The 20,599-nt window shown below is 44.7% G+C and carries 16 protein-coding genes and 1 pseudogene; 3 read left to right on the top strand and 14 right to left on the bottom strand.

Annotated elements, in window-relative coordinates:
* Positions 1-11: 11 nt before the first annotated feature.
* The 3 genes from hypA to BM283_RS07425 all read right to left on the bottom strand — a co-directional run bounded on the left by hypA (position 12) and on the right by BM283_RS07425 (position 1,961).
* Entirely contained in the window at positions 12-437 is a 426-nt protein-coding gene (gene hypA, locus BM283_RS07435; protein ID WP_254776268.1) for a hydrogenase maturation nickel metallochaperone HypA, read from the bottom strand.
* 66 nt (positions 438-503) lie between these two features.
* Positions 504-1,100 (bottom strand): HupE/UreJ family protein, encoded by a 597-nt coding sequence (locus tag BM283_RS07430; RefSeq protein ID WP_090691565.1) that lies wholly within the window; start codon positions 1,098-1,100, stop codon positions 504-506.
* A gap of 336 nt (positions 1,101-1,436) precedes the next feature.
* On the bottom strand, positions 1,437-1,961 hold the full coding sequence (locus BM283_RS07425; protein WP_090691562.1) for a cytochrome P460 family protein: 525 nt from the start codon (positions 1,959-1,961) through the stop codon (positions 1,437-1,439).
* Positions 1,962-2,311: 350 nt separating this feature from the next.
* Between BM283_RS07425 and ybaL the strand changes: the two genes are divergently transcribed.
* A complete protein-coding gene (gene ybaL / locus BM283_RS07420) occupies positions 2,312-4,003 on the top strand; it encodes a cation:proton antiporter domain-containing protein (protein ID WP_090691557.1) in 1,692 nt (563 codons plus the stop codon).
* A 587-nt stretch (positions 4,004-4,590) separates the two neighbouring features.
* Here ybaL and BM283_RS07415 read toward each other — a convergent pair.
* The 7 genes from BM283_RS07415 to BM283_RS07385 all read right to left on the bottom strand — a co-directional run bounded on the left by BM283_RS07415 (position 4,591) and on the right by BM283_RS07385 (position 11,696).
* Positions 4,591-5,343 carry a M48 family metallopeptidase gene (locus tag BM283_RS07415; RefSeq protein ID WP_254776267.1) on the bottom strand — a complete coding sequence of 251 codons (753 nt, stop codon included), beginning with the start codon at positions 5,341-5,343 and terminating at the stop codon, positions 4,591-4,593.
* Positions 5,288-6,073, bottom strand: coding sequence for a lysophospholipid acyltransferase family protein (locus BM283_RS07410; RefSeq protein ID WP_090691553.1), 786 nt, complete (start codon positions 6,071-6,073; stop codon positions 5,288-5,290). The genes BM283_RS07415 and BM283_RS07410 overlap by 56 nt, the downstream gene beginning before the upstream one ends.
* Positions 6,070-6,609, bottom strand: a complete 540-nt coding sequence (gmhB, locus tag BM283_RS07405) for a D-glycero-beta-D-manno-heptose 1,7-bisphosphate 7-phosphatase (protein WP_090691550.1) — start codon at positions 6,607-6,609, stop codon at positions 6,070-6,072. Before gmhB ends, BM283_RS07410 begins: the two co-directional genes overlap by 4 nt.
* A 1-nt stretch (position 6,610) precedes the next feature.
* Positions 6,611-8,809: a glycine--tRNA ligase subunit beta gene (gene glyS / locus BM283_RS07400; protein ID WP_175492062.1), complete on the bottom strand. Its 2,199-nt coding sequence runs from the start codon at positions 8,807-8,809 to the stop codon at positions 6,611-6,613.
* 2 nt (positions 8,810-8,811) lie between these two features.
* Entirely contained in the window at positions 8,812-9,705 is an 894-nt protein-coding gene (gene glyQ / locus BM283_RS07395; RefSeq protein WP_254776266.1) for a glycine--tRNA ligase subunit alpha, read from the bottom strand.
* Between the two features lie 68 nt (positions 9,706-9,773).
* Positions 9,774-11,267: an apolipoprotein N-acyltransferase gene (lnt, locus tag BM283_RS07390; protein ID WP_254776274.1), complete on the bottom strand. Its 1,494-nt coding sequence runs from the start codon at positions 11,265-11,267 to the stop codon at positions 9,774-9,776.
* Between the two features lie 75 nt (positions 11,268-11,342).
* Positions 11,343-11,696 carry a DUF6164 family protein gene (locus tag BM283_RS07385; protein ID WP_254776265.1) on the bottom strand — a complete coding sequence of 118 codons (354 nt, stop codon included), beginning with the start codon at positions 11,694-11,696 and terminating at the stop codon, positions 11,343-11,345.
* Positions 11,697-11,829: 133 nt separating this feature from the next.
* On the opposite strand from BM283_RS07385, the gene BM283_RS07380 reads away from it, so the two are divergent.
* On the top strand, positions 11,830-12,666 hold the full coding sequence (locus BM283_RS07380) for an SDR family oxidoreductase (protein WP_090691537.1): 837 nt from the start codon (positions 11,830-11,832) through the stop codon (positions 12,664-12,666).
* 98 nt (positions 12,667-12,764) lie between these two features.
* On the opposite strand, the gene BM283_RS07375 is transcribed toward BM283_RS07380, so the two are convergent.
* Positions 12,765-15,542: a multicopper oxidase domain-containing protein gene (locus tag BM283_RS07375; protein ID WP_254776264.1), complete on the bottom strand. Its 2,778-nt coding sequence runs from the start codon at positions 15,540-15,542 to the stop codon at positions 12,765-12,767.
* 23 nt (positions 15,543-15,565) lie between these two features.
* Positions 15,566-16,549, bottom strand: a complete 984-nt coding sequence (locus BM283_RS07370) for a multicopper oxidase domain-containing protein (RefSeq protein ID WP_090691536.1) — start codon at positions 16,547-16,549, stop codon at positions 15,566-15,568.
* Positions 16,550-16,766: 217 nt separating this feature from the next.
* On the opposite strand from BM283_RS07370, the gene BM283_RS07365 reads away from it, so the two are divergent.
* Entirely contained in the window at positions 16,767-19,982 is a 3,216-nt protein-coding gene (locus BM283_RS07365; RefSeq protein WP_090691534.1) for an AfsR/SARP family transcriptional regulator, read from the top strand.
* A gap of 342 nt (positions 19,983-20,324) precedes the next feature.
* Here BM283_RS07365 and BM283_RS20520 read toward each other — a convergent pair whose 3' ends face one another.
* Both BM283_RS20520 and BM283_RS07360 read right to left on the bottom strand, forming a co-directional pair.
* Positions 20,325-20,441, bottom strand: a complete 117-nt coding sequence (locus tag BM283_RS20520; RefSeq protein ID WP_368086409.1) for a hypothetical protein — start codon at positions 20,439-20,441, stop codon at positions 20,325-20,327.
* Positions 20,417-20,599, bottom strand: a pseudogene (locus BM283_RS07360) (hypothetical protein); the annotation flags it as partial. The pseudogene BM283_RS07360 and the gene BM283_RS20520, both read right to left, overlap by 25 nt.

Genomic DNA, 20,599 nt, shown 5'->3' with positions numbered 1-20,599 from the left:
CATCACTCCTTCTATTCAACTTCAAGTTCTTTGACACGCAAGGTATCGCCACATAATACTTCAAGCTCAAAATTCCCACATTGTGAACAAACAGCATAAAGCGTAGCCATGGGTACTTCTTGCATACATGTTTTGCACCAGCCTAATCCTGGTATACCAATAATTTCCAGCCTCGCATGCTGAGCGACACTGCCATGCATTACGACGTCAAAACAGAAACGCAACGCTTCCGGCTCCACACAAGTCAACTGGCCAATTTCCAGCCACACCGTTTTGACGCGTGTAAAAGACTGATGATACGCTGCTTCTTCGATGATCTGTAAGACATTTTCGGCCAATGACATTTCATGCATAAACAATTCTACCCAGCATTTCAAAGGTGGTGAAAATGAATTTTCCACGTAGCTACCTACCAAGTGGATAGGTGAGGAACGCATACCATCCAACACAGCGATTGGAACACTCTTCAGGCTGATGAGCGAAACTACGTTTTCAATTATCTCTTACCCGATCAAAACCATGCTACTTCCGTACAAAATCACCCCCATTCCGGCAAGTTGTAACCATTTTACGCTTCCCTTGTGTTTAATGAAGATGCCAATACCTATACCCAAAGCATGAAGTAATGCAGTCGCAGATACAAATCCCAGCGCGTAAGTGAGTCCTGAGATATGTTGGGACATTTCTGCACCATGGGCATAACCATGACAGAACGCAAAAATACCAACGATCATGGCACTTACGGTCAGTGGTAATCGGATGGAAGCAGCAATCAACATACCGAAAACCAGCAGTGAAATAATAATTCCGACTTCAGTATATCCAAAAGGAACGGCAATGATCCCCGCTACTCCACCCAATGTCATGACAGCAACAAAAGTAAAGGGAACTAACCATATGGCACGCCCCCCCATTTGAGCTGCCCATAGACCCACAGCGATCATCGTAAGCACATGATCCAGCCCACCTATAGGATGAATAAAACCGTACACCCAGCCATTCTGAGTGTCAATACCAGTATGAGCATAAGCTAATTGGGAGTAAATCATGGGAAAAAACGCCAGAGAGGACAATAATAGTTTAATAACAAAATATTTCATCAAGGCTTCTATCTCCTTTTCTTAAGCATTTGTTTCCTATCCGATAGCAAATAGTAAAGTGCCGCTAATTCAGTATTCACCAAAAATAAAGTTGCTCATTCCATCCTTAAATTAAACATGGTACGAGGGCAAGCTGTAAACAGTCTATATAAATATGACAAGGGGAAGCTGACAAAGTCAGAATTAATTTAGAAATGGAATAAATGATCCATACTTCAGCACATTGTTGCTCTCATTAATAATTTATCTGAAGTCAGATAATAAAACAGGCTGCAAGTTTCTAGAAACTTGCAGCCTGTTCACAGCTTACTAATAGTATTTATCTTACATTAACTATTAATTCTTCTTTGCAAAATCCACGAGCTTCTGGAAGCTAAACAGGTAGTCCTGATCTTTTAAGGGAGTATGGCACTGAACACAATTCAAGTCGTTACTTTTGGGTGTGCCATCCGGGTTATACACAGCAAATCCCCAGTCGCCTGTGCGATTCTCCTGAGAAAAAATTTTGTCCCAATCACTTCTTTTTTCCATCACTGCAACGGCTGCGAGTTTTTCAATTTCAAACATACCCTCTTTATCTGAAATGATCTTGCCAGCTGCATCTTTTTTAGTTTCATATATTTCCATGACAACGACTGACCCGGGTGTTGCTTCTTCGCCTTTTTTGTAACTCGCAATAGCAATATCATTAGCATAGAATTTTGCCACCTGCGTCTGATTGGCCCGATTGGCAGTATCATATTGGGTAAAGGCTTGCTGATAACCCTCAGGAAATTTGACAAAATCAGGATTACCTCCGCTATGAGCATAAAAAGGTAAAAGTGTGCAGACCAGGGTAATGAATTTAAATCGATGTATCATTCTCTCTCCTTGCTTGTAGTATCTAATAGTTAAGAAGTTTCTCTGTAAAATCATTTATTTAACAACTATACTGAAAAGCCTTGGATGAATTGCTTGCCCTCTGCATAGCTTGAAGCATTATATGCAGAATATCCAACAATAGAAACTGGCATTACCCAGCCGTGATCAACGAATACTATCCTCCTCATGAGATACTCATTAATTTCCAGGTAACCATCCTTTTTATTTAAGAAGACGCTTAACAAGCTTGTCAGGCTGTAGAATAAGACCCTTGATTGTACGCACCGAGCTGACTGTAGAATAACTGGTAAAGCTCATCTATTACTGCCGCTATAACAAAAGGAAACTGAATGGAACATGACATCTCATTGATAACGACTCTTGCTGCTGGATTTGGTCTTGCCCTGATATTGGGCTTCATTGCTGAGCGACTCAAGATTCCCGCTTTAGTTGGTTATCTACTGGCAGGAATAGCTATGGGGCCATCCACACCAGGTTTCGTTGCTGATGTAGATATCGCCTCACAATTGTCAGAAATTGGGGTCATGCTGCTTATGTTCGGTGTGGGTTTGCATTTTTCTCTTGACGATTTACTTGCGGTTAAGCGTATCGCCCTCCCAGGCGCCGTCGTGCAAATGGGGCTGGCGACTGGACTAGGTATGCTTATAGCTTCTTGGTGGGGTTGGGATTTTGGCACCGGCCTGGTTTTTGGTCTCTCCCTGTCCTGTGCTAGTACTGTCGTATTGCTCAAAGCTCTTGAGTCAAGAGGCATACTCGAAACCATGAATGGGCGTATTGCCGTAGGTTGGCTAGTGGTGGAAGATCTCGCTACTGTGCTCATTCTGGTATTATTACCTTCATTTGCGGGTATATTAGGTGGAACAGTTGCCCCCGCCGAAGAAACTGTTCCGTTATGGCGTACGATTGGACAGACCCTTCTTGAGGTCTCGGCTTTTATCGCCCTGATGCTGATCGGCGGACGCCGTATATTGCCTTGGTTGTTATGGCAAGTCGCAAGTATCGGTTCGCGAGAGCTCTTCACTTTGTCAGTTATCGCAGCAGCGATTGGTGTCGCCTACAGTGCAGCAGCCTTGTTCAATGTGTCATTTGCACTGGGAGCTTTCTTTGCAGGAATGGTCATGCGTGAATCGGAATTCAGTCATCGCGCAGCTCAAGAATCGCTACCATTGCGCGATGCCTTTTCTGTACTGTTCTTTGTTTCTGTGGGAATGCTCTTCGATCCACAGATATTGATGGAGAAACCGATGCATGTTCTCGGCGTCGTTGCTATTATCATCGTCGGCAAATCAATCGCAGCAATGGGACTGGTACTTACCTTACGCTACCCACTCAATACTGCATTGCTGGTGGCTGCCAGCCTGGCACAGATCGGTGAATTTTCGTTTATTCTTGCTGGGCTGGGAATGTCACTTGGTTTGCTTTCTTCAGAAGGGATGGATTTGGTTCTCGCTGGGGCACTTATCTCCATAGCGCTGAATCCATTTGTGTTTGCTGCAGTTAACCCTATTATAAATTTGGTTCTCCAGCGCTCGGAATTAGCTCGCCGTCTGGAACACCGTGAGGATCCCTTCGCTGAATTGCCGTTAACTACAGAACGCAAATACCTTGAAGGACAAGTGGTGTTGGTAGGCTATGGCCGTGTAGGACGACGCATCGCCAGAGAGCTGGATAAACGCAAAATTCCTTATGTAGTTGCTGAACAAAACCGCGAACTGGTAGAGGATCTGCGTAAAACAGGTGTCGCTGCTGTATCGGGTAATGCGGCTGATCCAGCTGTGCTCATCCAGGCACATATTGCAGGTGCAGCAATGTTGGTGATCGCAACACCTGATACCCTCAACGTACGGCAGATTGCTGAAATTGCACGTACCCTTAACCCGGATATTGAGATCGTGCTCCGTACTCACAGTGAAGACGAGTCACAATTCCTGCAGAAAGAAAAGATTGGCACAGTATTCTTTGGAGAAGAGGAACTCGCTAAAGGTATGACGAACCATATACTGCAACGTTTTGCTCCATAAAAATTGCAGCGACCTAAAACGGCTATTCCCGTTGCAAACAGCGGGAATAGCCGTTTTTCTGTGCAGAACAGCCCCCTATTCCATTCCAAATCAAAAATGACGCGAAGGTGAGCTGCAGACAGCATCAATAATACGGCAAGGTAAAACCGACAAAATTACGTTTGATTTAGAAATGGAATTAGAAATGAAATAACACACCCTCAGAATGCTGCGCTATGAGCTCCTTGCCAAAGCTGGCTATATAGACAAACCAGTTAGAAATGATTCAAAGAGTATTCTCATTATTCCATCGAACACAAATGGACACAGGTCAAGACACTACGTAAATAACAAAACCGAACCGTCGAGATGCTCTTCCAGTCCTGTACATTCTGAATCATACTTAACTTGTTAGGCGATATTACCCACGAGGTCTGAAAAAAGATGATGAACCCGGCAGTTACCATGCAACAGCGTGAATGGATTCATGGTCTTTGGGACAAATCCAAAACATTTGATCTTCTCGTTAAATTCAGCCCAATACTCATCCCTTAATCGCTTGTAATGGAAAATCCAGATTAAATAAAATTCTGGAGCCCATTTTCCAATCAGTCGATTTTTTTTAACTCTGCCCGCGCTTGCCGGTAATCTGGATAGATGCTCTCGACTACTTCCCAGAATGCCGCAGAATGATTCATTTCGATCAGATGAGATAATTCATGCGCTACCACGTAATCCACCAGGGAAAGCGGTAACTGTATTAACCGCCAGTTCAGCGATACTGTCCCATTTGAACTACAGCTTCCCCAGCGCGTGCGCGCACTGGATAATCTCAGTTTTGGCAATGACACACCCAATTTGGCTGCATAGAGCGCTACCCGCTCACTCATGCACGCCCGCGCTTGTTTACGATACCAAGTCATTACGAATTTCTCGATTTGACAGGAAGTTAGCGAAGCAATTTGTCGGGTTATTTCCTGAATTTGATCTGTTTCATTATTTTGCGAAATCAGTTGCAGTTTTTCTGATTTAGTCAAGACCAATCGATAGGGATCGCCTAATAGCCAGAAAGTACTATCCAAACACCACTGAGGCTGGATAATTTTTTTCTCTTTCCATATCTCCAGACTTCTAATGACCCAGTCAGCTTTACTGTGCAGTACTTGCTCTATTCTGCTGAGAGTCGCTTGCAAAGGCACACTAACCGTTAAACCCTCTCGATTGATTTTCAGGCCAATCGTTCTCCGGTCACGACGAATCAGCGTGTAACCGATTGTCCTGTCAACCAATGTGATGGTACGTGCCTCATTTTTCAGCGTCTTTGACTGACTGGTTCGAGATCGAAATAAATTGTTCATCATCACGCCCTTCTTTTCCACCACCGCTGATATGCGACACCTCAGTTTCTATCCACGCTTGCACACGTGCATTAAGCTCATCAGGATCCATACCGGTTGGATCAATTGGTTTGCCAATGCTTACCGTAATCATGCCAGGAGATTTGATAAATGAATTTCTTCCCCAAAATTCTCCCGCATTATGTGCAACTGGCACAACCAATGTACCTGTGTGGGTGGCGAGCCATGCGCCGCCTATCTTGTATTTACCCGTCTTACCTGGAGGAATACGCGTCCCTTCCGGAAAAATGACAATCCAGAAATTCTGTTTTAATCTTTCTTTACCCTGCTCAACGATTTGCTGCAACGCCGCTTTACCCGAACTACGATCAATTGCAATCGGATTAGTCATTGCCAGTCCCCAGCCAAAAAATGGAATACGCAATAACTCTTTTTTAAGCACCCATACCTGGGGTGGAAAAATTTGTTGCAATGCCAGGGTTTCCCATGCTGATTGATGCTTGGATAACACAATACTTGGCCGATCAGGAATATTCTCCGTACCCAGCACACGATAATGCAGACCACAGATTACCCTGAGCAGAAACAGCATGATGCAGGTCCAGCCGTAGGTCACCTTATAACGATAATGGGGAGGAAGGGGATAACAGGCGAGCGTAAATAATGCGTAGGGAGGTGTGATGATGAGTTGTAATACAGTATAAAACGCTGAGCGCACGACAGCTGATATCATATTCTCTTCACCAATGTGTCCACAACAGATGCCAGATCAGCAAAAATTTGCGTGCCTTCTGGGAGATTCCCATTCGCATGAGTCATTTCACCTTTTCCAGTCAGCACTAAAATCGGAATGGCCTCTACCTCGACCGCTGCCTGCAAATCCCGCAGTGAATCACCGACAGCAGGAACGCCTTTAAGATCGGTACTATAACGTTGCATGATTTCCTGAAACATACCTGTCTCAGGTTTACGACAGTGACATTTATCCTGCTCAGTATGTGGGCAGAAGAAAAGCGCATCAATGCGTCCCCCGGCGTGATGAACCGCTTTGAACATCTTGTCGTTAATGGCATTGAAAGTCGTCATATCGAGCAATCCGCGCCCGATCCCAGACTGATTGGTTGCAATGATCACGCGATAACCGGCCTGGGTAAGTCGTGAGATTGCTTCCAGGCTACCAGGTATGGGTTTCCATTCTTCCAGTGATGTGATAAAGGTTTGACTGACCTCATTGATCACACCGTTACTATCCAGGATGATCAATTTCATTTCAGCTCGCCAGCCTGGAAATATCGGCTACCCGATTCATCACCTGCTGAAGTTTTTTAAGCAAAGCCAAACGATTGTTGCGCAACCTGTCATCATCGGTATTGACCATTACATGATCAAAAAAGGTATCAACCGGCGCTTTTAATGCTGCCAGGATTTGCAGGGCAACCGTATAATCCTTCTCCTCAAAGGCCTCATCCACTTTATCTTTCAGCTCAATTAACGCTTGATACAATGCTCGTTCGGCAGGCACCTGTAAAAGTTCAACCTCTACCTGTGGGTTGATGATAGCGCTACTCTTTTTGAGGATATTACTCACACGCTTATTGGCAGCAGCCAGACTGGCTGCCTCTGGCAAAGCGATAAAAGCACGAATAGCAGCCAGTCGTTTGGGAATATCATTTAAATGTTGAGGATGGAGTGCCAATACAGCATCTACTTCTTGGGCACTGTAACCCTGCTCACGCAGATTTACCGCCAATCGATCATAGATAAAATCTGCTAATTGCCCGCTTACCTCAGCAGATATGGTATGACGGATATGTTTCTGGTGGGCCTTCTTCCCAGTGTCAGCGAGTGTCATCTCGGCGACTGTCTGCTGTACCCATTGTTCTGCAATACGTTCATCCTGGAGAATTTCTATGGCTCGCTCAACCAGCCTATTCAGTTCAAGCGGTAAATCCTTTTCGATAAGAATACGAATCACGCCCAGAGCATGGCGGCGTAGCGCAAAGGGATCTTTATCTCCGGTGGGGAGCTGCCCGATAGCAAACAGATTGATCAAAGTCTCCAGCTTATCTGCCAAAGCCACGCAAACACCAACCAGGTTACGTGGCAGTAAGTCGCCGGCAAAGCGTGGTTTGTAGTGATCTTCTATCGCATAGGCAACCGCATCGCTCAAGCCTTCATGCTGCGCATAATAACGCCCCATGATCCCCTGCAGCTCGGGAAATTCGCCGACCATGTCTGTCAATAGATCCGTTTTAGCTAATCGCGCTGCCTGCTCCGCTTGTTCTGCCAGAATATTGCCACCCAAGATTTGCCCGATCTCGCGTGCAAGGGTACGCACATATTCAATGCGCAAACCCTGTGTGCCCAGTTGATGATGGTAAATCACCTTGTTCAGCCCAGCAATACGCGAAGCCAAAGTATGTTTTCGATCCTGATCAAAGAAGAATTTTGCATCTGCCAAACGCGAGCGCACGACGCGCTCATTGCCTTCGATGACAAAATGTGTATCGGCTGGACCAATATTCGCCACTATCAGAAAGGTACTGGCCAGTTTCCCCTCACTATCCAGCAATGGGAAATATTTCTGGTTGGCTTTCATCGTCAGAATCAGGCATTCCTGCGGTACTTCAAGAAATTCTGATGGGAATTTCCCGATTAGCACGTTGGGATGTTCCACCAATGCTGTTACCTCATCCATTAATGCTTCATCGAGAATAAGCTGCAGATTTTCTTTGGCGGCAGCAATAGAAAGCTGATTCGAGATACGGGTACGGCGCTCAGTAAAACTGGCAATAACCGCGCCTTCTGTTTCCAGTTGCTGGCTATAACTATCCGCTTCCCTGATGACGATAGGATGGTTACTGGCTTCGAAGCGATGACCTTGTGTCATATTGCCGGCAGTCAAACCCAGCACGCTCACAGGAACGACCTCGGCGCCATGCAGCGCGATCAATCCATGAGCGGGACGGACAAAATTGACGTTCTGCCAACCATCTGCGAGCTGATAAGTCATCACTTTGGGGATAGGTAATTGCGCAATTGCTTCATCCATCGCTTGTTGCAGCCCATCAACCAGAACGATGCCCGACACCACACGCTCCAGAAAAAGTGTTTCGGACTTACCTTCCATTGCCCGCGTCAGTTGTGAAACGACAAATGCCTCCACGCCTAGACCACTCAATTTCTTGACCAAAGCCGGCGTCGCTCGCCCTTCCTCATCCAGACCCACCGAAACGGGCATTAACTTGGTCGCCACAGCCTGATCAGGTGCCTGCCCCAAAACATGCGTAATATGAACCGCCAGCCTACGTGGCGTGGCGTATGCAGTCATTACCGCATCTGGCATTGCCAGATTCTGGCTTTTCAGGCTATTGAGCAATGATTCAGCAAAATAAGTACCCAGCTTATGCAGTGATTTGGGTGGCAGCTCTTCAACCAGCAGTTCTACAAGTAGGTTTCTTGGGATCATGCTCATCCTGCTTTCTTCGGTATTTGCGCTACCCATTCGCGCGGCGCCAGCGGAAAGGGAGGCTGCAATCGTTCCCGACTATCATAATAAGCCTGTGCGACTCGACGCGCCAGATTGCGAATGCGCGCGATATAGGCGGCACGTTCGGTGACCGAGATGGCTCCTCGGGCATCCAGTAAATTGAAGCTATGCGCCGCTTTCAGTACTTGTTCATAGGCAGGCAGTGGCAATTGTTGTTCCATTAGATTATTCGCTTGTTCTTCATGTTTACCGAAAGCGACGAAGAGAAATTCAGGGTCGCTGCATTCAAAATTATAAGTCGATTGCTCAACTTCATTTTGATGATACACATCACCATAGCTCAGCCCTTCAGTCCAAATTAAATCAAACACATTCTCCACCCCTTGCAGATACATAGCCAGCCGCTCGAGCCCATAAGTAATCTCACCGGTAATCGGCCTGCAATTGATCCCGCCGACTTGCTGAAAATAAGTAAACTGTGTGACTTCCATGCCATTCAACCACACTTCCCAGCCAAGCCCCCACGCCCCCAGCGTTGGGTTTTCCCAATCATCTTCCACTAATCTGACATCATTCAGTTTCAAATCCAAACCCAATGTCTGCAGCGAACCCAAATATAAATCCAGAATATTTTGCGGAGCAGGCTTTAGCACAACCTGATATTGATAATAATGCTGCAAACGATTCGGGTTGTTACCATAACGACCGTCCTTCGGACGGCGTGAGGGTTGCACATAGGCTGCACGCCACGGCTCCGGTCCCAGCGCGCGCAGAAAGGTAGCGGTATGGCTTGTGCCTGCGCCAACTTCCATGTCATAAGGCTGCAACAGCGCGCAACCTTGTTTGCTCCAATAATGCTGGAGCGTCAGAATCATATCCTGAAATATCATGATAGGTACGTAAGCGTTAGCTTGGAACGGTATTGTTGATGACGGCAAGTATTTTACAGGGTTTTACGTTTCCTATAAAAAAAGACTGATAACCAACCGGCGATCAGCAATAACCCTGCCAGCCCTAATACCAGACTATTGCCCAAGCGTACATACGGGGTAGCACCCGAATAACCTTGCGCTATCCCATGTAGACCCGCAGTGGTGAACATTTCCAATTGCTGCACGATGTTGCCGCGTTGATCAATGATGGCGGTTACTCCGGTATTGGTCGCACGCAACATGTAGCGTCCTGTTTCCAGGGCACGCATCTGTGAAATCTGCAAGTGCTGCCAAGGGCCGATAGAACGCCCAAACCAGGCATCGTTGCTCACATTGACCAGCAATGAGGCCTCAGGTAGCGGCACAATGATTTCTTCTCCGAACACATCTTCATAGCAGATATTGATGGCCACGTTTTGTCCAGCCAGATACAAAGGTTGCTGATCAAGTGAGCCGCGGGAAAAATCGGACAAAGGCATATTCAGCACTTCGATAACCCAGCCAAATACGAGCTTTAACGGGATATATTCGCCAAATGGCACAAGATGGTGTTTTCGATAACGTTGTTCAGGCGATACACCCAGGCTGAACATCGTATTGTAATATTCATTCCTATTCGATGAGACCGCTTCAGCCATGCCGATCAGTACATCCCCCTCATTTGCCCTTGCATGCGCGGCAAGCCCAGACAAGTAATCAAACGGCACATCTTCATGAAACAGCGGAATCGATATTTCTGGCGTTACTATGAGCTGACTGTTACTTTCCTGGATAAGCTTGGCGTAAGTATCCATGGTCGTGATAATGTGATCCTCTCGCCATTTTAGATCCTGCGGAATATTTCCCTGTAATAGACTCACTGTCACGGCATCACCCTCAGGTTTGGTCCACTCGATCCACTGCAATGCCAGACCGATGACCCAGACCCCACCCAGAAAAAATAAGAAGTGCCATGAACGCCTTTGCTCAAACCAGGAGGATAGCCAGCCAGCACTCAGAACCAAAAGAAGTGAAATCCCATAAACCCCCACTACTGGCGCAAAACCTATAAGCGGGCTGGATGGCGCCTGCGAATACCCAACCGCTAACCAGGGAAAACCGGTAAATAAGGTACCACGCAACCATTCTGATAATATCCATAGCGAGGCAACCATCCATGGCCAAATAGCTGGCGCAGCCATGCGCCATCTTGCCGAAATCCACCCAGTTAACGCAGGGAATAATGAGAGATAAGCACACAGCAGGATCAAAGCCAATACAGCCAGCGGCATCGGCATACTGCCAAAATCATGCAGGCTGACATAGATCCAGGTTACTCCTGCACCAAACATCCCCATGCCGAAAGAAAAACCCAGTATTGCGGCAGTTAAAGGCGTGACATTCTGACGCCAGAAATAGATGAGTAATGCCAGGGTAAGTAAAGGAATCGGAAAAAAATAAAACGGTGCAAACCCCAGAACAGTCAGCGCACCCGACAGAAAAGAGAGGATGATTTTTAAATTAATTTGATTCAATCCGGACCACTCAGCAAAAAAATCTCAAATGATTTTGAGCAATGAGAAAAATAAAATAAGAAACTGCTACTTGGCTAGCTCCATGATCAGCTTGAATGGCAAGTAAAGCAAAGACAGCACAATGAGTATATATACTACAAATAAAACAGGATTTTGCTTCATACTATCCCATATTGTTTTGTGTTTGCCTTCACTTCTAAGTCGTGCGTATTCCTCCCTTACCCGTATGGAACGTGCTTGCTGATAAGCATCAAATAATGCTTTTGCTTCCGGGAATTGATCATCATCCTTCACCCAGAGAGCGGGCATGGAAACGCCCCAATTGCCTGCTGAGGTTTCATAGTAATCAATATGATGACTGGTCAGTAATTCGCGCACTTCTTCGGCTTCATCATCTGGAACGTTCCGTAGTTTAAACAATATCTTTGCCATTATTAATGTTGATCAGTTTAATGCCATGTGTCATGAATCGAGCTATGTGATGCTATGATTATGCTTTTTTTGCGTCAAGCTCAAAACAACTATGAACAGTTTGGCAAGATAAGCTTAGTTGATGAAAAAGTCTATTTTAATTACTGGTTGCTCCAGCGGTATTGGCTATTGTGTCGCCCATGCATTGCACAAACGAGGCTATCGTGTATTCGCCACAGCGCGAAGGCAGGAAAGCGTCGAGAGGCTATTAACTGAAGGACTGGAAAGTCTTCGATTAGATTTAAATGAGCCAGATTCGATCCAGCAAGCATTCGAAGAAATCATGCACCGCACTCATGGTCAATTGTATGCCCTGTTCAATAATGGCGCCTATGGTTTACCGGGAGCAGTTGAAGATTTGAGTCGTGAGGCCTTACGCGCCCAATTCGAAACCAATGTTTTCGGCTGGCTAGAGCTGACCAATCTTGTGTTGCCCATCATGCGCAAGCAAGGTTATGGTCGAATTATCCAGAATAGTTCTGTGCTGGGTTTTGCAGCCATGCCATTTCGCGGCGCTTATAATGCTTCCAAATATGCCATCGAAGGATTGAGCGACACGCTTCGCCTTGAATTGATGGGCACCCAAATCTTTGTCAGCCTGATCGAACCGGGCCCGATTGCCACTCAATTTAGAGCCAACGCATTGAAGGCTTTACAAAAATATATCAATATTGACAATAGTTTCCATGGTGAAAAATACCGTGCGGTACTGGAGCGATTAAACAAGCAAGGGCCAGCCGTTCCTTTTACACTGCCGCCCGAGGCTGTACTCAAAAAAGTCATTCATGCCCTTGAGGCGCACCATCCTCAACCGCGTTATTATGTTACGTTCCCTACCTATTTATTTGGTTTTCTCAAACGCTTCCTGAGCATTCGTTTGTTAGATAAATTACTCGCAAAAGCGGGTAATAGCAATTAATCTGGTATTAAACAAACACGCTAGCCAGAGATTTTCTGGCTAGCGTGAGGTTATGACTACAGAAGCTTTTTAATTTTAGATTGGATACCTACCTCCCTCTATTGAATGGGATTACGCTGACTATTCGTTAGCCCTGCGCTCCATTCACTTGAGAGATTCTGTACCCAGCCATTATAGACAATGGGTAATGGCAATACGCCTTGGCCGCCAAATCCAGCCAGACTGCTGATATTATCATCTTTGGCCACACTTCCATCCGCCACCAAGGAAATCGAACCGGCAATCTCCGCATCGTTTAAATTGCCATCACCATTTGGATCGGGATCAACCACGATCACGCGGTTGGAGAATTTGCTCGCGACATACGCATAATAACCACCACCTTTTTTGGCACCAAAGTTTGCCCCATGACAGCCAGGATCACATGGCAGCATTTTAACAATCTTATCGGTAGCCGTATCCGTGATAACAATTTGCCCACCCATCGCAGCCGTTACCACTGCTTTGCCATCCGGTGACACTGGAGTTTGAATTGGAAGTACGCCAACGGCGACCGCTCCATTGCCATCTTTATCCGCGAATTCACCGGTTAATGGATCATAGTCAGCAATCAAATTAATGGTGTTTAACAGTGCGCCATTGTTGCCATCCAGCACACTAATGCTGTGATGCAGTAAATTCGCAGCATACACTTTACTGGAATCTGGCATCATACCGATAGCAATTGGGTGCGGTACAGGCGCACCGCCACCTGTCTGGGTTCTTGCTATGATTTGATCTGTTTCCGGGTCATAAATACCGGCATCACCAGTATTGACATTAGGAGTGATAATGCGTTTTCCATCAGCAGAAATCCAGTGACCATGCGGGTTAGCCGGAGCTTGTCCATGTTGTTGTGTCGGCATCATGTGACGTACTTCTGTCGTGCCGGCAGGAATCATAACGACACCATTCTCGCCATGAATTGCTACAGTAACATCATCTGTATTCGGGAGGGTCATCACATGCGAAGGCGTATCCCCAACGTGAATACTCTTGATCAACTTGCCATTCTTCTGATCAATTAATACGAGGTTGGTATCAAACCACTGAGTTTGATAAATGACTGAATGATCACGATTGGCCCACATGTTATGTGGATTATTCATATTGATCTGCGGTAATGCAATTTTCCGTTTAAGCGTCCAGTCACTGGTATTGAGAACGGTAACCGTGCCCGGTTTGGTTTTACCGGTTGTTTTCTCGAATTGGGTATTGATCCATACTTCACCTACACCCGGGGTGGCCGGTTTGACTAATGGTGCCAGTATAATATCCTGACCATATCTTGCTTCAAGAACAGATACCAATGAGAGTTTGCCCGCGTCGGTTACCACCTCCACATTGGGATAGGCGACGTGCCAAGGATTAGTAGAGGTAAAATCTTGCCAGTTTTTCGGCGTAGAGGCAACAAAGAAGGTGTGGACCAGACGTGTTGCCAAGTCACTGCTGGTAGGCAAATCTTTGACACCCGATACCAAATCAATCGTCTTACCTAGATCTAAGCCATCTGTAGCTGGGTCATCGACTATCACCGCTGCCATCATGAACGGGTGAATCTTGCAGGTAAAGACATATAAGCCAGGCACATTGAGTTGCACAATACCGCCACCACGATAAGCTTTAGTCTGCTCAAAGGGAATCATGAAATGATCTCCGCCATGATCATTTTTTCCTGCATCACTTGGCCACAGCAGATTGGTGACAGTATGTGTACCGTTGGTGTCGGACATGATGAAATGAACACTGCTGCCTGGAGGAATAATTTCCAATGATTTAGTATGCGTTACCGGACTCAAGGCATCACCACGTACACTTCTAAACCAGCTACCCGGTTCATCAGATATAATGAAAGTAACCAGGCCCGCTCCATCACCATTTTCATTTCCAAATATCTTGCCATGCGGAGAAGCACCTGCGAGGCTTTCGCCTGTTTCACCTGACCCTGCTGGAACTACATGAAATTTGCCGTTCATGTTAGATTGCATATGCGACATCACATGACAGTGATATTGCCAGACACCTGGCCCCACACCTGTTCCAGCTTTAATGGTAAAAGTATGACTGTCGAAAGGACTATTCATCAATTTCACATCAATGATATTTGATGAAGCGGCATTTCTATCTACAGAATCAGGCCAGCGATGCGCATGCAGATGGAAAGTGTGTGCATGACCTACCGCCAGCACGTGCCAACGCACAAGCTGATTCTCGATTGCACCCAGAGTTGGATTAGTCCATAGCGGTCTTTGTGTGCCATTCGCACTCATTTCGGCGCCCCAGAAGGTTGAGCCGACCATGAATAAAATGTATTCTTTATCCAGCTGAACGCGATTGACAGCAGTGAGCGTGCCATTACCATCCATAAAGCTTTGCACTTTCCCACTGGGATCATCCACTACAATGGCACCAAATAATCCGAGTAACGCTGATTTTTCATCACCATATAGAAAAGTGCCCACTGCATTAGCGTTAAATCGATAATTTTTTGTCTGTTTGGGCGAAAGAGAGGAAGTATTACCGACCGATAACCCACCCACATTGAAATCAATTTTCACATTGGTATTATTGGTCAGTTGAACTTTGACGTTATCCCCAGCCTGTAAAAATAGTGTGGGGCCAGGAATCACTGCATCAGCAGGATAAGTGGGTACCGTACCATCCGTCGTCGTATGGCTGATCATTTTATAGCCATATTGTCCATTAGGAAGGGTTTCAGCAGATAATACAATGTTATGCGAGGCTGCCAGCACCATTGAAGCAAGCAGCCATGTCGTAATAAATAATAAAATTGATGTAGTGGTTTTCATTTTCTTTCCAAAAATAGGTGAACTCATACTTCTTCTCATAAGAAGTAACCTTAATCAGCAACGACAAAATCACCTTTCATGCCGAGCAATACACTTGAGAAAGCAGTATCCATATAGCTTGAAGAATGAGTTGCTTTAACTACAAATACATGTTTTTCCAATGGGCCTATCGCTTTCGTGTGGATTTGATTAACTGATCCTGGATCCGCCCATGTGTAGTTATTAAGTTGAAATTGATGGAAATTAGTACCTAATGCAAGCACATGAAATCTCACATCGCTATTTTTTTCTGCTGTCAGGTTAGGGTTAGCCCAAAGCGGGGTGTGCTGGCCTGTCGTGTTATTGGTTTCCATTCCAACAAACGCGTCATCGATAATGTAAAGAACAAATTCCTTTTTAATGTTATCCACTGCAGCCGATGCAGGATTAACGATAAGCGCCCCGAATAGTCCTCTATCTTCAGCGCCATTATGGCTATCCATATTGTGATCATGGTAGGGCCATGTACCCGCAGTGCCGAGCGCAGCGTGCCACCGGTAAGTGTATGACAACACAGGCGTCGCACTCTCATCCTTATACAGATTGATGTATTTCAAGGTACCATCGCTGTCTTTATCGTAGTGAACCCCATGCACGTGCAAACTGACATGATTATGCTTAGAGTTTGCCTGATCGGGATTAATTTGATACATGAGCTCGATTTCAGCTTCATCTCCTTCGGTAAGGATTATGGTTGGTCCTGGAACCGTGGCCCTATCGCTATAACGGGCAGTTATATCGGTTGAGCTACCATCTTGATCAATAACTTCATATCTCATCATACGATAAGCAAAATAACCGCCGGTGATTTCTTCAGCAAACATGCCGATTCGATGAGTATTTCCTGCTAATACATTACCTCCAAAAAATAATAAAGAGATAGCAAATAGAACCATCGACCAAATAGCTGATAGTGGACGTGAGTTACCTATTTTTTCCATACGCGATGAAAAGAAGCTATCTGTAACAAGCTCTGCAGTGTGTATACTCCTCATATTTTTTTCACCCTTTTCTTGGCACAGTTAAATTAAAGTAAAGATTTGTTGACTAAACTCCATGAAAGCCAATTAATTTTTCATAATTAACTTTGGCGCAAAATTTAACAATTGAGGGTATACAAATCACCTACATATTATTTGGTAAATAAAATTGAAGGCTTACAAATGGCATACATGTTATGAAAAAAAATAATTTGATAGAGAAAGAATAAGAATGAAAATAAAAAGATATCCAACCAAAATCATGCCGCCTGCTTACACGCATGTTTTTGAGCGGACTTTCTTGTTTGAGCTCGTCAAAAAAAGAAAGTCCGCAAGGATTATCTGGGTGAATGGGTCGCCCGGTGCCGGCAAAACTGTTTTTGTCGCCAGCTTACTTAAAAAACTGCATACATCATTTTTGTGGTACCGGATCGATAGCAGCGAGAATGATGTGGCCGACATTTTTTATTTTCTGGCATTGGCTGCACAAAAGAACCATCCCAGAAAGAAACTTGATCTGCCGGTTTTTACCAGTGAATATGCTGATGATGTAGAAAACTTTGCACGCATCTTTTTTCGTAAGCTTATTGCTTCACTCACAAAAGAATCAGCCATTGTGCTGGATAATTGCCATGAACTGGAAAAGAATGCTGTTTTTCTCCGGCTGATACAGATCGTTGAAAATCAGTTGCCACAGGACATGCAATTGATCTGTATCAGCAGGAATCGTCTCCCTGCTGCACTTAAGCGGTTGTACACCAATTATCAATTGCTCGATATAGGCAATGCCGAGCTAGAGTTTAATGATAAGGAGGGTCAAGCATTCTTAAAATGGCTTGATCCCCATCTGAATGATCTCCAGATCCAGCAAATTCAGTCAAAAACACATGGCTGGGCTGCCGGGATAGTATTGATGGCGAGGGAATTTAGAGTCCTGGGTTTTACTAAAGATTTTAATGCCGAAGAAAATATTTTTGATTATCTCTCTTCGGAAATTCTTTTTCATTTACCCAAGGAATTGCATAAGTTTTTAGTAGCCAGTGCATTATTTACCCAATTAACGGCAGAAATGGGTATGCAACTGACCGGTTGCAGTCAAGCTAGGTCTTATCTCAATGAGCTTGTTTCTAAGAATTTCCTAATTAAGCGTATAGAGAAACCCAATCCGACTTATCAATTTCATCCGCTGCTCAGAGATTTACTGTTATCTCAGGCAGACGTTGTGTTTACCCCAGCCTATTGGAGGAAATTACAGCGCAAAGCTGCAATAATCCTGGTAAAGCAGGACAGCGCTCTTGAAGCCATGCTTCTTTTCCAACAATTACAGGATTGGCCATCGCTAAAAGAGTTACTATTACAGCGAGCTAGCCAGCTAATTAATTCTGGGCATCATCATACCGTTATTCAATGGATGCAAGCATTACCAAGCAAGTACCTGAATATGGATGCCTGGATAAGATATTGGTATGCCATTGCATTGAAACCAGTTAACCCCTTTTTGACTGAAGCGCATATGGAAAAATGCTATCAGCTATTTGACATCAATCATGATATTAAAGGGATTTATTCTAGCTGGGTGGCCGCAGTTGAATCAATTATAGTTAGCTGGGATGATTTTTCCAGACTGAAGGTTTGGATGAATCGCTTTGACGAAATACGCAAGCATTATCACGCCCGTCCATCAGTTGAATTAAAAATCAAATTTTATATGGCGGCGATAAATGGTCTTACTATCTATGACCCACACCATCCACGGTTAAAAACATTAATCAGAATTTGTGAACGACTGTTTCTCTTCACTTCGATAAAAACAATCAAGTTATTGTTAGGTACACAGTTAGCACAGTATTACATGTTTAACTGTCAATTAACCAAACTACATACCTCGGCTGCTTTTTTAGAGTTAGTAGTGGAAGATCAAGCTATACCTGTCATGGTAAGGATTATGAGTACTTACCTATTAGCTAATCAAAGACTATTCATGGCCGATACTGTCAAAGCGCTTGAGTATACGCAGACAGGGTTACAATTGTCAGAGTTATCAGGCATTCGTTCATTTGAAGGAGTGCTGCATGCCACTATTATTGGTTGTCATATTAATGACGGTGATCTGATTAGTGCTGAAATGGCTTTACAAAAAGCCATCAAGTATGAGGATGCGTATCAACGCATATCAACTGTAATACACTGTTCCTATGCCGTTTGGTTAGCTGCATTAGCCGGCAAGCTGCATCACGCCTTAGAGCAGAATCACAAGACTCTTCAGTTGGCAAAATCAATTCACTTTAAAATCACTTGTGTCAGCCTTTGGTCACTTGAGGTACAAATACTCGCTGAGCTGTCACAGTGGCACAAAGCGGAGCAAACACTTTCTTTACTTTCTGCAGCAGCTATAGATACCAATAATAAGCATAATCTGATCCAGTACCATATCGCTGATGCCTGGCTAGCGTACTTACAGCAAAATCAGCTTCGTACCCTCGCAGCTCTAAAAGAGCTATTGCAAATTCTGCATACTGAGGAGATTTTTGCTTTTTTCGGGTGGCGCCCCAAGGTTTTAATTTCGCTGTGCCTGCTGGCAATTGAAACCGGCATCGAGGAAGAATTTGCTGTACGCATGTTGCAGAAACATCGACTGCTGGCTTGTCCACCTACATATCTCGAGAAATGGCCCTGGCCAGTACGAATCTATAGTTTTGGATCATTGATAGTAGAAGTCAAAGGAAAACAGATAGAGCATTCTGGCAAAAGTCAGAAGAAGATACTCGAATTACTGCAGACACTAGTCATATTGGGTGGCCGTAATGTTCATTCCAGTCAACTCACTGATATATTATGGCCTGATGTTGACGGTGACCTGGCGAGGCAGTCCTTAGAAACAGCGCTGCACCGATTACGAAAGCTCCTTGGCAAGGAAGTCGTAATATTGAATTCTGGTCTGGTTTCGCTTAACAGCAGTTATTGCTGGCTAGATTTGTGGGCGTTTGAAGCGACTATAGACGAGCTGGAGCAAGCGCTTACTGATGAGCGACCGTCTAAGATCATTAAATTAACTGACCGGCTGTTGAAATTCTACCGGGGCCCATTCTTGAAAGATTCTGATTCAGGGTTAGGGATATTAAAACAATCCCAATTGTTGAATAAATTATCCCGTGCGCTGGATTTGTCCATAAGCTTCTATGAAAAAAACGGGGAATATGATCGTGTTTATCTGTTACTAAACAAGGCAGTAGAGCTAAATCCTCTGACGGAAGAAAATTATCGGCGGTTAATGTCTTATCATATCAGACAAGGACAGCCTGATCAGGCACTGCAGACATATCATCGATGCCATCGGATTTTATTTGAAGGATTTAAAATTCGGCTTTCTAATAAAATTCTTGAGCTTGCCAAGCAATTAAAAAGAGAAGAAGGTTATAATTCTAACTCCAAAATAAATAAGCTATAAAAAAGCACCTCACCGGTATACAGTGAGGTGCGAAGACTCCGTCACAGAGCCATCCATTCAATCGCACTAATCTCGTCTGAATAATGCGCCTTCCAGTCTTTGCCGTAAAATTTACCGGAATCAGACTTACGGATAGCATACAGATTGAAAAAAATCTCACAAAAGGATGACTAGTGGAATTAAAAAGATTCCGACTAAAATTATGCCACCAGTTTATGAGCGTGATCGCTTATTTATACTGTCTGAACAAAGAAAACCAGCTAATTTCATTTCTAAATCAAAGCAAAGCTGACTTTGTCGGCTTCATCTTGCCGTATTATAGTCTAACCAGTTAAGAATGATTCAGAATGTATAGGATTTGAAGAGCATCTCAACGGTCTGGTTTTGTTGTCTACGCAGTGCTTTGGCCTGTGCCCATTTATGTTCGATGAGGTTTAGATCAGGAGAATAAGCGGGCAAATATCAAGGGTGTGCCCAGCGTTTTGTATGGCCTCTTGCGTATCCTGCCTCTTATGGAAAGTGGCATTGTCCATCACAACGACGGCATGTGACGGCAATTCAGGCAACAGGTCCTGCATCGCCCATTCGTCAAACACATCCGCATTGATATTGACTGC

Origin of the sequence: Nitrosomonas sp. Nm34, from assembly GCF_900113925.1 — a bacterium.
In the GTDB taxonomy this organism is placed as follows: Bacteria; Pseudomonadota; Gammaproteobacteria; order Burkholderiales; family Nitrosomonadaceae; genus Nitrosomonas.
Note: the sequence above shows the minus strand (reverse complement) of the source record. Positions and strands in the feature narration are given on the sequence as shown.